The 13780-nt window shown below is 45.6% G+C and carries 16 protein-coding genes; 10 read left to right on the top strand and 6 right to left on the bottom strand.

What is annotated here, in order from left to right:
* Positions 1–92: 92 nt before the first annotated feature.
* The 6 genes from ABD943_RS04895 (at position 93) to ABD943_RS04870 (ending at position 5626) form a co-directional block, all read left to right on the top strand.
* Positions 93–893, top strand: a complete 801-nt coding sequence (locus tag ABD943_RS04895; protein ID WP_345292060.1) for an SURF1 family protein — start codon at positions 93–95, stop codon at positions 891–893.
* On the top strand, positions 874–1476 hold the full coding sequence (locus tag ABD943_RS04890) for a hypothetical protein (protein WP_345292059.1): 603 nt from the start codon (positions 874–876) through the stop codon (positions 1474–1476). Before ABD943_RS04895 ends, ABD943_RS04890 begins: the two co-directional genes overlap by 20 nt.
* 10 nt (positions 1477–1486) lie before the next feature.
* Positions 1487–2581, top strand: a complete 1095-nt coding sequence (locus tag ABD943_RS04885; RefSeq protein ID WP_345292058.1) for a COX15/CtaA family protein — start codon at positions 1487–1489, stop codon at positions 2579–2581.
* The gene (gene cyoE, locus ABD943_RS04880) at positions 2571–3485 is read left to right on the top strand and encodes a heme o synthase (protein ID WP_345292057.1); all 915 of its coding nucleotides are present in this window, start codon (positions 2571–2573) and stop codon (positions 3483–3485) included. The genes ABD943_RS04885 and cyoE overlap by 11 nt, the downstream gene beginning before the upstream one ends.
* A 76-nt stretch (positions 3486–3561) precedes the next feature.
* On the top strand, positions 3562–4230 hold the full coding sequence (locus ABD943_RS04875) for an SCO family protein (protein ID WP_345292056.1): 669 nt from the start codon (positions 3562–3564) through the stop codon (positions 4228–4230).
* Between the two features lie 22 nt (positions 4231–4252).
* Entirely contained in the window at positions 4253–5626 is a 1374-nt protein-coding gene (locus ABD943_RS04870) for an MATE family efflux transporter (protein WP_345292055.1), read from the top strand.
* Here the strand turns inward: ABD943_RS04870 and ABD943_RS04865 are convergent, their stop codons facing one another.
* Positions 5627–7144, bottom strand: a complete 1518-nt coding sequence (locus ABD943_RS04865; protein ID WP_345292054.1) for a lysophospholipid acyltransferase family protein — start codon at positions 7142–7144, stop codon at positions 5627–5629.
* A gap of 127 nt (positions 7145–7271) precedes the next feature.
* Between ABD943_RS04865 and ABD943_RS04860 the strand changes: the two genes are divergently transcribed.
* From ABD943_RS04860 to ABD943_RS04845, 4 genes are all read left to right on the top strand, one after another.
* Positions 7272–7655, top strand: coding sequence for a DUF423 domain-containing protein (locus tag ABD943_RS04860; protein WP_345292053.1), 384 nt, complete (start codon positions 7272–7274; stop codon positions 7653–7655).
* Positions 7652–8176, top strand: a complete 525-nt coding sequence (locus tag ABD943_RS04855; protein ID WP_345292052.1) for a TIGR02444 family protein — start codon at positions 7652–7654, stop codon at positions 8174–8176. The genes ABD943_RS04860 and ABD943_RS04855 overlap by 4 nt, the downstream gene beginning before the upstream one ends.
* A gap of 72 nt (positions 8177–8248) precedes the next feature.
* Positions 8249–9172 carry an FKBP-type peptidyl-prolyl cis-trans isomerase gene (gene fkpA, locus ABD943_RS04850; protein WP_345292051.1) on the top strand — a complete coding sequence of 308 codons (924 nt, stop codon included), beginning with the start codon at positions 8249–8251 and terminating at the stop codon, positions 9170–9172.
* Between the two features lie 7 nt (positions 9173–9179).
* A complete protein-coding gene (locus tag ABD943_RS04845; protein ID WP_345292050.1) occupies positions 9180–9506 on the top strand; it encodes an Mpo1-like protein in 327 nt (108 codons plus the stop codon).
* An 11-nt stretch (positions 9507–9517) separates the two neighbouring features.
* On the opposite strand, the gene ABD943_RS04840 is transcribed toward ABD943_RS04845, so the two are convergent.
* From ABD943_RS04840 to ABD943_RS04820, 5 genes are all read right to left on the bottom strand, one after another.
* Complete coding sequence (locus ABD943_RS04840) at positions 9518–9739, bottom strand: helix-turn-helix transcriptional regulator (protein ID WP_345292049.1); 222 nt, start codon at positions 9737–9739, stop codon at positions 9518–9520.
* 2 nt (positions 9740–9741) lie between these two features.
* Positions 9742–10176, bottom strand: coding sequence for a hypothetical protein (locus ABD943_RS04835; protein ID WP_345292048.1), 435 nt, complete (start codon positions 10174–10176; stop codon positions 9742–9744).
* Positions 10177–10338: 162 nt separating this feature from the next.
* Positions 10339–10638 carry an antibiotic biosynthesis monooxygenase family protein gene (locus tag ABD943_RS04830; RefSeq protein ID WP_345292047.1) on the bottom strand — a complete coding sequence of 100 codons (300 nt, stop codon included), beginning with the start codon at positions 10636–10638 and terminating at the stop codon, positions 10339–10341.
* 24 nt (positions 10639–10662) lie between these two features.
* Positions 10663–11175, bottom strand: coding sequence for a disulfide bond formation protein B (locus tag ABD943_RS04825; protein ID WP_345292046.1), 513 nt, complete (start codon positions 11173–11175; stop codon positions 10663–10665).
* A gap of 134 nt (positions 11176–11309) precedes the next feature.
* Positions 11310–13637 (bottom strand): Tex family protein, encoded by a 2328-nt coding sequence (locus ABD943_RS04820; protein WP_345292045.1) that lies wholly within the window; start codon positions 13635–13637, stop codon positions 11310–11312.
* Positions 13638–13780 lie beyond the last annotated feature (143 nt).

The raw sequence follows: 13780 nt of genomic DNA, 5'->3' as shown, positions 1-13780 counted from the left end.
CTTTTGTTTGGCTCATTATACGAGAAAAGTTGGTGAGTGAAACCTTAAAGTCTTCAGTCACCCATTCTTGCACAAAAACACAAGGTTTTGCTTTGAGTGATACTCCAGAAAAGCAGCGATTTTGGCAGAGACCCTTATTCCACCTGACTATTGGTCAGCGCGTCTTCCAGCCCAGTCTTATCCCAACTTTAGGCTTCATATTGTTGCTACCCTTACTGCTTCGCCTAGGGTTATGGCAGCTTGACCGTGCTGAAGAAAAACGTCAGCTAATCAATACGTTAGAACAGCGCTCGACAGCGCCAGCGGTTGATTTGAGCGAGGCATTGCAGGTTAAAGATCCGGATATGATGGTGGTGACTAGCGAAGGAAAGCCTATTTCTGGGGTGGACTTGGTGATTGACAACCAAACGCGAGACGGGCGTTTAGGTTACGAAATTTACAGCCTATGGCAGCCTACTAATTTTGAACAGCCGATCATCGTGAGTCGGGGCTGGTTGCCGCGTAAAGATTTTTATCAGAAGGTCCCGAATATCCCGCCATTCGAGGCCGCGCGCTTGGAAGGCTCATTGTATTTTTCAAAGGGCGCGAATTCGGTCGTGGCCGATAACGCGATCTGGCAAGAATATGATGGCATATGGCTTCTGGGGCAGTTTGATTTTCAAACTGTTGCAGAAAAAGTAAAGCAAATGGGGTATGATAGCGCCCCGTTTATTATCAGGCTTCAGCCTGATAGAACGAGTAAGTTTGTGCGTCAGTGGCCGTTAGTCGCGAGTCCACCTGAAAAGCACATCGCTTATGCGATTCAGTGGTTTGCCATGGCGTTGGCCTTGGTCATGTTATTCATCATTTTGAACTTGAAGCGAGTAAAGCACAATGAGTCAACAAGCAGTTGATCTTAAACAGAGAACAAAGAACCGTCGCGTAGTATCGGGACTGGTATTGTTATTCGCAGCACCGGTGATTGTTGCCTACATCGCCCATTACATGGGCTGGTTTAACGTTGCCACTCAAAACAATGGCACCTTACTCAAAGCGCCATATCCGCATTTTGAGCAGTTTGAATGGACCTCAACCGAGGATGACAAACTGCACTTTCGTGACTTTGAAACCCTGTGGTGGTGGATTTACTTACCGCAATCAGATGATTGTGCTGAAACCTGTGAAACCACAGTTCAGTGGTTGACGCGAACGCATTTAACCTTAGGCAAACAGGCCGACAAACTCAAGCGCTTAGTGGTCTTCCCGTCGCAGGTTAATTACCAAGATAAAGTTGAAGATGCTGACAAAATCCTTCTAGCGAAAGGCTCAGCAACGAACCCAACGTCAAGTTTAGAAAGAGGAAAAGTCTACTTGATGGATCCTCATGGCAACATTTTTATGCAATATGATGCCGTGAATAATCAGGAAGAAGCCATCGCAAGCAGTAAAGGAATTCGTGACGACGCCCGTAAGGCAATGAAAATAACTGGTCTATAGCGAGTAACCTATGCAAAAGAGAACATTACGCCGCTTGGCGATTTTTGGCAGCTTTTTAGCGTTATGCGTCATTTTATTGGGTGCCTGGACGCGTCTTAGCGATGCTGGCTTAGGCTGTCCGGATTGGCCCGGTTGTTACGGTCATTACACGGTGCCAAGTGATGTCGAGTTTATTAATGCTGCTGAGTTGAAATACAACCAGAAGTTTGAAGCTGATAAAGCCTGGCCAGAAATGATTCATCGTTATTTCGCAACAGGTATTGGCCTGGTTATCGTCATCTTGTTCATTGGAGCGCTGGCAGGGCGGCGTAAAGATCCGTCGATTCCAATTCTGCTACCGAGCATTTTATTGCCATTGGTCATATTCCAAGGGTTATTGGGAATGTGGACGGTGACCTTAAAGGTACATCCTTTTATTGTCATGGCTCACTTACTGGGTGGCTTCTCAATATTGACCTTACTGTTCCTGTATGTGCTGCAGCTACGACCTAAAATAGTGTCCTTATCCCAAGTTGTGGCTAAAAAATTCAAAACTCTGGCGATGACGGGCTTGGTTTTGGTGGTCATTCAAATCGCTCTCGGAGGTTGGACTGCATCGAACTATGCTGCGACAGCCTGTACCGAATTGCCGTTTTGCAATTCTGGCTGGACCGAGAATGCTGATTTCGTTGGGGCATTTGATGTGTGGCAGAAGGGCTTCGACTTCGACGAGTTTAAACTGCATGAATTGGAAAAAATGGAAGCCGACTTGGCGCATGCTAGAGGGCAGACGTTCATTAACTATGAAGGTGGCGTGCTGGAGCATAGTGAAAAAGTCGCGATCCATGTGACCCATCGTATCGGCGCCTACATCGTGTTTTTAGTTGTGGGCCTGTTGGCGGTGTTGCTCATTCGTGAGCGAGACAGCGTACTACTGCGTCATACGGGGCGCGCCATAGCGCTGATTCTTGTGGGGCAAATGTTGTTGGGAATCAGCAACATTGTCTTTGGTTTGCCGCTGTATGTTGCAGTCGCTCATAACGGTGGCGGGGCCATCTTATTGTTGGCCTTAATCACCTTGAATTTTGTGGTCAACTGGCAATTTAGGGGGAAGAATGTCAGCTGAGAAAAAGTATCCAAACACGCGCCCGATTACGTGGCGTGATTATTACGAATTGACCAAGCCAAAAGTGGTGTACTTATTGGTCTTCACAGCTGTAGTGGGCATGTTTTTAGCGAACGATGTTACCCAAAGCTGGTTCCCTCCATTGAAGGCCTTGATTTTTGGCACGATAGGTATCGCGCTAGCATCAGGTGCGGCTGCGGTGGTGAACCATGTGGTCGATGCTAAGATTGATACCATGATGGCGCGAACGAAACAGCGCCCCGTGGCACAAGGCCGGGTCAGTTCAAGCAAAGCGATTGCCTTTTCAGCAACCTTGGCCATCATTGCTATGGTCATGTTGTGGTTTTTGGTTAACCCGCTAACGGCGGTACTGACTTTAGGCGGCCTGGTTGGTTATGCCTTTATTTACACCATGTTCTTAAAGCGCGCGACGCCGCAGAACATTGTCATAGGTGGCTTGTCTGGCGCGATCCCACCTCTTCTAGGTTGGACGTCGGTTACCGGAAGTGCTGATCCACATGCATGGTTGTTAGTCTTGATTATTTTTACCTGGACGCCGCCACACTTTTGGGCATTATCAATTCATCGAATTGAGGATTACGCGAAAGCGGAAATCCCAATGTTGCCAGTGACTCATGGCGAAGACTTTACCAAGACGTCCATCGTGCTTTATACCGTACTATTAATTTTATCGACGTTACTCCCTTACCTAACCCATATGAGCGGTATTATTTACTTAATTGGTGCTATCGCTTTAGGCTTGTGGTTCTTGTATTACACGATGGTCTTGAAATACAGGGAAAAAGAAGGCGTTGCGATGAAAACATTCGGTGTTTCGATTGGTTATCTGACGTTGCTTTTCGCGGTATTGTTAGTTGATCATTACGTTGATCCCTTTATTTAAAGGTCGTTAAACCGCACGCTTTTGACTGAGCGTGCTTGTCCAAATCTTTAAGACAAACGGTTGTGAAAAAATGCTTATGAACAAACAAATTGGCTCGGCCCGTTTAATCATCATCCTAGTGGCACTTTTATCATTAGTGGCAGGTGTTTTGAGTTATCAGACACTGTTTGCTGAAAAGCGAATGGAGATCATTCGTATTTTTGATCAGCCACGTTCGGTCGCTGCCTTTGAAGGCAAAACACATCGCGGTGAGACTTTTTCTGAGCAAGACTTTCTAGGTCAGTGGAGCATTGTATTTTTTGGATTCACCACTTGTCCCGATGTTTGTCCTACGGCTTTATCAAACATCAACGGCATGATGAAAAATATTGAACCGGAGTACCTAAAAGACACGACGGTGATCATGGTTTCGGTTGATCCTGAACGCGATACTCTTGAAAAGCTGGCCAAGTATGTTCCTGCTTTTAATCCTGACTTCGTCGGTGTTAACGCGGGTTTGAAAGAAACGCAGGCGTTAACCAAGTCGATTGGCGTCAGTTTCTTTAAGGTTCCCGGGCATGATGATCCTGATAATTATTTGGTTGAGCATACCGCTCGATGGTTTGTGATTGATCCATTAGGCCGTCGTTATGCGTATATTTCGCCCGATCAAACGCCAAAACACAAAGATTTAATCCAAACGGTTTCCGAGGACTACAACATTCTGCGTGAAAAAGCAGGTGACCTCCACGCTACTGGGCAGTAAGCAGCAACGTTAAGGATATTCTGTGAGCATCTGGTCGCTGCGAGACATTAAAGATGATCTAAGCGACAAACAACAACATCGCAGTACTTGGCGCATCGCTGCGCCAATGCTGTTATCCAATATGACCGTGCCTCTGGTTGGGCTGGTTGACTCTGGCGTGATGGGGCATTTACCAGACTCTCATCATCTTGCCGCGGTCGGTCTTGGGGCGGCACTCTTTACTTTTATTGTTTGGACCATGGGCTTCTTGCGCATGATCACCACAGGGCTTGTGGCCCAAGCCTATGGCGCAGAAAATCATCATGATATTCGCCAGTGGCTATACCTATCATCGATTTTGGCGTTGTCAGTTGCCTTCGCGACATTACTCTTGAACCCTTGGATCATTGAGCTCATTTTATGGTGGGTTGAAGGCTCATCCGACGTTGAAGAAAGCGTCCTGCTGTACTGGAATACTCGTATTTGGGGCCTTCCGTTCACATTACTGAACGCGGTGATGATAGGTTGGTTTATCGGCATGCAAAATGCGCGCATTCCTTTCATCATGCTGCTGATTATCAATCTCTGTAATGTTGGCTTAGACTTATTGTTCGTGCAGGGGTTTGGCATGGCAGTGGATGGCGTCGCCATCGCCAGTGTTATTTCAGAAATTTTAGGCTTTGCCTATGCAGCCTTATGCCTAAAGGGCTTGCTTAACAAACACCCTATTCACGAGAAGTTCCAGCTGGCCCTAGCCAAACTCAAGCGACTGTTGCGGTTAAACGGCGATTTATTACTACGAACCCTAGCTTTAGAGTTGGTGTTTTTCACCATTCACTCACGAGGTGCTGAGCTTGGCGATGAGGTGATGGCGGTGAACGCTGTATTGCTCAACTTCTTATTGGTCATATCCAATGGGTTGGATGGGTTTGCGAATGCGGTAGAAGCACAAGTCGGCAGAGCCTTAGGACGGGGCCGGTGGCGTGACTTTAGGGCAAGTATTAATGTTGGTGGTTTTTGGTCGATTATCACCAGTCTGGCTTTTTGCTTGACGTTTTTACTGTTTGTGGAAACTTTTATTGGCTGGATTACCGATATTGAGTCAGTCAGGCAGCAAGCTGAGCCTTACCATATCTATATTATTTTAATTCCCTTGGTGGCAATCTGGGGCTTTTGGCTCGATGGTGTCTTTGTTGGGGCTTCGGCGATCACGACCATGCGTAACTCGATGGGCTTGGCCATGTTATTGGGATTCATCCCTTTTTACTTTTTAAGCAAAGGTTACGGCAACCATGGACTTTGGTGGTCATTCTTCGCCTTTCTGGCGATGCGAGCGATTACGTCTTTCTGGCTGTTATACCGAGGGATTAAAGCAGGGCGTTATATCTCAAAAAAGGGTATGCAGTCAGCTTCATAATTATTCAGCACGATCGATTTCATTAAGTCGGTGCAGTTGGTATTGCTCATGGAACAGTTTTTGACTGGATTCATCTTGTGCGAGGAAACCAATCGAATCAATAAACATCTGGCGATCTTGGCTTCGCTTTTTCTCACTCAATCCACGGTCAAAAAACTCGCAATTTCGAGGGTTTAGTAGGATTGGGCTACCGTTCGGCAGTAGCTCGAGATTGGTTTCACGAATCTTTCCTAGCCTTACCCCTTCGTTATGCAGCTGCGCTAACCAGCTACCGAGGATAATTGCCGTCGGGTGGCGTCGGCTCTGGGGGATGTGGTGGAGCGCAACGCCCGGCGTTTCTTGATAACGCAACATATAGGCATCACGTTCTGCGCAGAACGTGAACTCCTGTGGCGTAATGGTGTAAAAGCCTCTGAATGTCAGCATGGCACATTTTGCGAGCATGGTGCGCAGTTCTTTGCGCGTTAAATCGGAACCAAAGCTGGCGCCACGGTAAAACACATTCAGTAACTGTCCATCCACGGTTCTAACCAGTTTCGGCAATCCCTCAGAGCGCGATAAGATTTTGCCCGAATAGACAGCACCATCATGCTGTTTAGCGCTAATACCTTTCAGCTTGGGTGGTTTTTGATAGTAAATATTGCGTTGCCCGTCGGGTAACGTCTTAAAGCGTCTATGAACCCAGTAATATTGCTCTGGGGTTTGCATAATACAGGCCTCAAGAATTTTATTGGTCATGGTGCAGTCGATATAGTCATCGCCTGTGAATTCAATCTCTGGCAAGACTTCGACCGTCATCACGCCTTTATCGTTCTTGTGGTAACTGACCGGTAAGACTTTCGCTTTGCCCAGCTTGGCAATACGCTGAGGCGAGGTTAGGGTGCTGGCTGGACTGCCAAAAAAGGGCGCGAATTCTGTGCTATGGCGACCCATATCTTGATCCGGCATCAACCATAAGCCCTCACCGCTCTTCAGCCACTTACCGATTGAGCGGATGTCATTACGGCCCATGGTTTTACTGCGATTGGTTCTGCCGGCTTGGATGTGCGCATCGAGAACGGGGTTTTTATTGGGCCGATAAAAAGCAGCAAAGTCGAGATACTTTGCCATAAAAGCACCGGCCAACTCCAAACTGGTGGTATGGTAGCCAAGAAAAAGAATTCCTTGCCCACTTTCTTTAGCCTTTTCATAGTGCTCAAGGCCTTTAACAACATGGTATTTGTCGAGTTTATCGAAAGGTTTATACCAAGCTAATGCAAGCTCCGCAAAGCCTTCACCAAGCGCTAGAAAATGCTTTTTGGCCAATGTTTGGCGTTCATCAAAGTTCTTATTGGTGAAACAGTAGCGCAGGTTCGCCTCAACGATTATGCGACGGCTTTTGATGCGATAAAGCATACGCCCAAAACCGCGCCCCATGGCCATAACCATAGGGTAGGGGAGTTTAGCAAAAAGCTTGAGTGCGCCAAAGGCAAGACCGAAACCGATGCGTGAGGCTAGAGACCCTTTTTCTTTTGACAAAATATGCTAAAAATTGGTGTTTTAGCCATTTTACCGCTTAGCTAGACAATTACAATGACTGTGAAGTTTGTCATAATGCGGGGCCATATAATGTTATCCAGCGAAAAACCTTGAGGTCAAAAGCCTAATGAAAAAAAACTTTTTGCTCCACGGCGCTATGTTGATGGCGTTGGCTGTTGCGCTTGGGGCGGTGGGTTCTCATGCTTTAGCAACGAAGCTAACCGACCACTCGATGTATTTGTTTAACTTAGGCGTAAATTATCAGATTTATCATGCCATCGGATTGCTGGCGATTGGGATTATTTTTAGCCAATTCCCAAACCGTAAAACAGTAATGGCTGGATGGTTAATGTTTGTCGGCATCATTGGTTTTAGCGGTGGCTTATATTTTTATGCCATTACCCAGCAAGAATGGGTACGAAGTATCATTCCGGTAGGCGGAGTCTTGCTAATTTCAAGCTGGATAGCTTTAATACTGGCAATTTTTCACAAGGCAGTTGAAGAGTCATGAGTAACGCACCTAATTTGGATCTCGTTTTTGAGAAAAAAGATATTTCTGCAGCCGATTGGGCTGATGAATTTTGGGATTGGACCTGCGCGGTATATGCCGATGGTGAGGTTCAAACATTGTGTCTAGCAATGCAGAACCGGTTTAACTGTAACGTAAATTTTTTATTACTGGCGATTTGGTTGGGCGAAAGGCGCTACCTCATTTCGAAAACGGGTTGGGGCATGCTCATGAAGCGGACTGAACGCCTGCGTCATGGGGTACGGAAAATTCGTCAAAGTCGCCGAAAAATCAAGTTGAGTGACCGCGTGAAATACCAAGAGTTACTCGATCTTGAGCTAAAAGGAGAGAACTTGGTTCAGGCGAAAGCTCTTGAAACGTTACTAGGATTTAACAATTCAGTACTTGAAGAAACCACGGCTGAGCCCAATCTTATTGCCTATGTGCGCGCCACCAATGGTGGTGAAGAGGCGGAAGCCGAGGCCAAGCGACTGGGTGCTCTGGTTCAAAAGTTGAGTGATTAAACTCGCATTTTTGCGCCATCTATGCACAATGATATGTCTTAAATCAACAATTAACCAATTGGGGAAGCCTCAATGAAACTATTATCAATTAAAAAAACAGCTGTAGTTGTTGCTTTAACAGGTGCACTAGTTGCATGTGATACAAGCAATGATAAAGCAGGAACAAAAGCTGGTGAGAAGGGCGTTGCTGCGGAAAGCCAGCATCAAGGTGAATTTAAAACGATGCATGAAAAAGCCGCTTACTCTATGGGCGTTAATTTTTCTCGTCAAATGGCGAAGAACTTTGACTCAATTAAAGAGTATGGCATTGAGATCGATAAAGACTTAGTCGTTCAAGGTATGCGTGACGGCTTTGCTGGTAATGCAAAGTTCAATGAAGAAGAAGTTGCTGCGAACATGAGTGAGTTCCAGACGGCTTTGAATGAAAAGATGAAAGAGCGTCAGGCCGAGTTAGAAGCTGAAGCGAAAAAAGAAGCTGAAGCTAACCTTAAAAAAGGTCAGGCATTCCAAGAAGAGTATGCTAAAAAAGAAGGCGTGACAATAACTGAATCAGGCTTGATGTATACAGTGATTACCGATGCTGATGGTGATGAAAGTCCGACTGCTGAAGATGCGGTACGTGTTCACTATCGCGGTACTTTTATTGATGGCAAAGAGTTCGACAGTTCTTATAAGCGTAACAAGCCAATCGACTTCAATCTAAACGGTGTGATTCCGGGTTGGACGGAAGGTCTTCAGTACATGACTGTTGGCGATAAATACGAGTTCGTGATTCCAGCGGAACTTGCTTATGGCGAAAATGATCGTGCGCAAATCCCAGGTAATTCAACCTTGATTTTTGAAGTTGAGTTGCTTGACGTGAATCCAGAAGAGCCGTACCAAGCACCTGAACAAAGCCTTGAAGAGAAAGTCGAGGAAGACGTCCAAGAAATTAAGGAAGAAGCCGAAGAGCTAAAGGAAGAGGCTGAAGAAGCTATGGACGACGGTAAGAAGTAATCAGGCTATGGCGACTGATAAGCTGCAAAGCTTTGAAGAGTTTTGGCCTTACTATCTGGGTGAGCATCGCTTGCCCAGAAACCGTTTTTTACATTATATCGGTACCTTCTTTTCCACCGCATTGCTGGTGTGGGTTATCCTCACTCAACACTGGTGGTTCCTCCCTCTAGTCTTAATTGCAGGCTATGGTCCGGCTTGGATAGGGCACTTCTTTTTAGAAAAGAATCGGCCAGCAACCTTTACGTATCCTTTGTGGTCACTGGCAGCTGATTACAAAATGTTTTATTACGCGCTGACAGGGCGCTTGAAGTATGAGTGGCCGAAGTATTTCTAGTCTGAATAATCTCAGTTATCACCTTCAAAAGTAAAAACCTCCTCCAGCGACTTTTCGAAAATCAATGCAATTTTAAAAGCCACTTCTAAAGACGGAGAGTATTTACGCTGCTCAATTGCGGCTATTGTCTGTCTTGTCAGTCCTAACTGCTCAGCTAAATCTTGTTGAGTCATTTCATCATTGAGAAAACGCAGTGTTTTGATGGTGTTACTGATCGGGATTTTCTTCGCCATGGTTAGACTCCACGGCGCGACAGTATCAGTAGTGAACTTTGGTTGATTATTTCAGCCACGACAAAAGTAATAAACACAAAGTAGATACTAAGAAATGGGATCTGGAATAACATGCTAAACGCAGTGTAGCCGATAAGAATAAACGCCAATACATGGCTGGCATAAAAGTGAGACTTTAATACGATGAGCTTTTCACGTTCATCAGCTTCGGCATTGGCTTCTTTAGAGTTGCGTGCAGCTACGATGCTATGCCCTATAATTTCAAGCAGAATAAACAGTATGATCGCAACCCATAAAGGCTTGACGTTAAGAATGGACTCTTCGTAACCGCTAAAAAAAGGCCAGATAATGCTGAGGGTAAAGGCCAGTAAGATGGTCAACGTTATTAGGTGAATAATCGCGCTTTTTTCTCTAAAGGAGAGTTGAGTCAATGACATAGAACCTATCCAATGGTTGGTTAAGTTGACTTAGTGTTAAATATAGTTAACACTAAGTCAACTAAAACATTCTCCATGTTTGTTTTTTTATCTGATGATAATAAAAAAAGCTGCTTGGTTTCTCGCCAAGCAGCCTTTTTAACTTTTTGATTTTATGATGAATTAATCTTTTTTCAAGTGGGAAGACTCTAAAACCATAACTTTTTCGTCAGTTTCCAGTAGCGGGCGAATTTGATCCAGTAGATCTTGGCGCTCCTCTGAGTCTGCCCAAACTTCCCAGGTATCGAAGGAGTCCCAACAGGACATCACGACGATTTGATGTGGATCATCCTTAACGTGGAATATTTCACCGGACAAGAAGCCTGGCACGTTACTAGCTTTGTTCTTAGCTTGACGAATTAACGCGTGATAATCGTCAATTTTACCATCGAGTATATTGCGCTCAATAATAATACGAATCATTAGGACACCTAGTAATTTAGTGGATTAGAACGGTTTTGGTTGTTGAAAAGATTTAAAGAGTCTAAACCCAATCACCAAAGTCGCTATGATAAAAATAACCAGCATCCATTCAGGCATAGAGAGTCCTATAAAACTCCAGCTGATTTTGGCACATTCACCGTCGCCAGCTAACACCTGCTGTATGACTTCTAAGAAAGAGAAGTAGTCCATCAGGGTTTCTAGAGGCGCGCCACATGCCGGTACTTCATCTTCGGGTAAGTGCTGAAGGTAAACATGACGTCCTGAGATGATGATACCACCAATAGCTGGCAGTAAGGCGAGTATTTGGTAAATACGGTTAGCCCAGGAGTGAATTTTAGGATTGTGCAATGCGTTAATTAATAACACGCCGCCTAGCGCTATCACCATGACGCGTTGGAAAATACACAGAGGACAAGGCTCAAGACCATCAACATATTGAAAATACAGGGCGGTAACGATGAGCTGGTAACAAATAAATGCACCTAAGAAGTTCCAGCCTCTATTATTTAAATTCATGAAATTTACTCTGTACAGGGCTCGATCTGAGCAAGCAATTTAGCGCACACTACATGGACTTTGCATAAAGTTCAAGTAGTTGTGCGCATGTTGGAGCAGTTGTCACACAAGGCCTATAGCGTTATGCGCATGATTTATTGTTTCTTTAACGCGGCAGACAAGGCATCAGCAAAAGCACCCTGAGGTTGCTTCTGTGACTTCTTAGCGCCAGATTTGTGAGCCTGATGACTCTGCTTTCGCTGCGGCTTATTGCTCGGCTTGGCATCGCTGCCGTCGCTTGGTCCGGTCATTGATAAGCTAATGCGTTTTCTTTGTAAATCAACATCAGTGACCCACACACGAACGATATCACCGGCTTTAACCACTTCGCTGGGATCTTTAATAAACTTGTTAGCCATCACCGATAAGTGAACCAAACCATCTTGGTGAACGCCAATATCAACAAAAGCACCGAAAGCGGTCACATTGGTCACAACACCTTCTAGCTCCATGTTCTGCTTTAAGTCTTTTAAGGTCTCGACGCCTTCTTTGTATTGCACCATGCGGAATTCCGGACGCGGATCACGCCCTGGCTTGTCGAGCTCTTTGATGATGTCATTGATAGTGTGTTCACCAAACTTATCGTCAGTATAGTTTTCGGCTTTAACCTGCTTTAGGTGTTTGTCATTGCCGATTAACTGGTGCACGTCTTGTAGTTGTAGATCGTTAATGATTTTTTCGACGATAGCATAAGTCTCTGGGTGGACGCCTGAGCAATCAAGTGCGTTTTCACCGTCATTAATACGCAAGAATCCGGCGGCTTGTTCAAAAGTCTTCGGCCCCATACGCTCAACTTCTAGCAGTTGTTGGCGAGAGTTAAAGCGACCGTTTTCATTACGCCAGTTGTATATATTCTGCGCCAGTGTTTTGCTTAAGCCAGAAACGCGGGTTAATAGCGGCACAGACGCCATGTTTAAATCAACGCCAACCGCGTTTACACAATCTTCGACCACACCATCAAGGCTTTTCGCCAACTGGCTCTGGCTGACGTCATGCTGGTATTGACCGACACCAATCGATTTCGGCTCGATTTTAACCAGCTCTGCCAGCGGATCTTGTAAACGACGGGCAATGGATACCGCGCCACGATAACTGACGTCGAGTTCTGGGAATTCTTTAGCCGCGAGTTCGGATGCTGAATAAACCGATGCACCGGCTTCGCTGACCATGATTTTTTGCATCTTGAGTTGTGGCGCATTCTTCATCAGTTCAGCGACCAGCTTATCGGTTTCACGCGATGCGGTGCCGTTACCAATACTGATCAGTTCAACTTTGTGCATCTCACACATGGTTTCGAGTTTGCGCAACGATTGATCCCATTGCTTTTGCGGTGCGTGGGGGAAAATCGTGCTATGGGCCAACAGTTTGCCAGTATCATCGACGATAACTGCCTTAACCCCCGTACGTAAACCGGGGTCTAACCCCATGGTGGTTTTTGCCCCAGCCGGAGCCGCCATCAATAAGTCGTTAAGGTTTTTGGCGAAAATTCGAATGGCTTCCGCTTCACCCTGTTCACGAACTTTGGTTAATAACTCAGTTTCCATGTAGAGGTGGAGTTTGATTTTCCAAGTCCACAACACAACCTGCTGTAACCATTTATCCGCGGGGCGACCTTGATCGTGAATGTTAAAATGCTGAGCAATCATACCAACGCAAGGATCGGCAGAGTCTTCATCTTTGATTAACGCTTGATTAGACATCATCTGTAAAGACAGGATGTTTTCGTTGCGTCCACGCAGCAGTGCCAAAATACGGTGTGACGGAATGGCATTGAATGCTTCGTTGTGGTCGAAGTAGTCTGAAAACTTAATACCTTCTTTTTCCTTGCCCTCAATGACCTTGGCTTGGATATAAGCGTTTTCCCATAAATAATCGCGAAGCTGCTTAAGCAAATCGGCGTTCTCAGCAAAGTCTTCCATTAAAATCTGACGAGCACCATCAAGCGCGTCTTTGGTGGTAGCCACCGTCTGGTCTTTTTCATCAGATTCCTTGAGGTATTTTTCGGCCTCTTTTTCTGGATCCAAGGTTGGGTTTTGCCACAAATCGTGAGCCAACGGCTCCAAACCTGCTTCACGCGCGATTTGAGCTTTGGTGCGACGCTTCGGCTTATACGGAAGGTATAAGTCTTCGAGTTCGCTTTTGGTGTCAGCGGCTTTGATCGCTTTTTCAAGCTCAGACGTAAGTTTCTCTTGCTCTTCGATGCTCTTGAGAATGGCGCTACGGCGTTCTTCAAGCTCGCGCAAGTAACCGAGGCGTTGCTCTAAGTCACGCAATTGGGTGTCATCCAGTGCACCTGTGACCTCTTTACGGTAACGTGCGATAAAAGGCACCGTTGAACCTTCATCAAGGAGTTTTACCGCTGCTTCCACCTGTTGCGGGCGGACATTGAGCTCTTGAGCAATTTGCTGGTTAATTTGTAACATCTTGTTTTCGCGTATTGGGAAAAATATGACGGCATAGTATAGTGCTTGTAGAAATACGAAAAAAGCCTAAATTCGACATTCCGTGAGTGTTTCAGCAAATTGTCAAATTTAGTCGGTTGAGAATAATTAACGAAGCATAATGA

The organism is Kangiella marina (assembly GCF_039541235.1).
Taxonomy (GTDB): Bacteria; Pseudomonadota; Gammaproteobacteria; order Enterobacterales; family Kangiellaceae; genus Kangiella; species Kangiella marina.
Note: the sequence above shows the minus strand (reverse complement) of the source record. Positions and strands in the feature narration are given on the sequence as shown.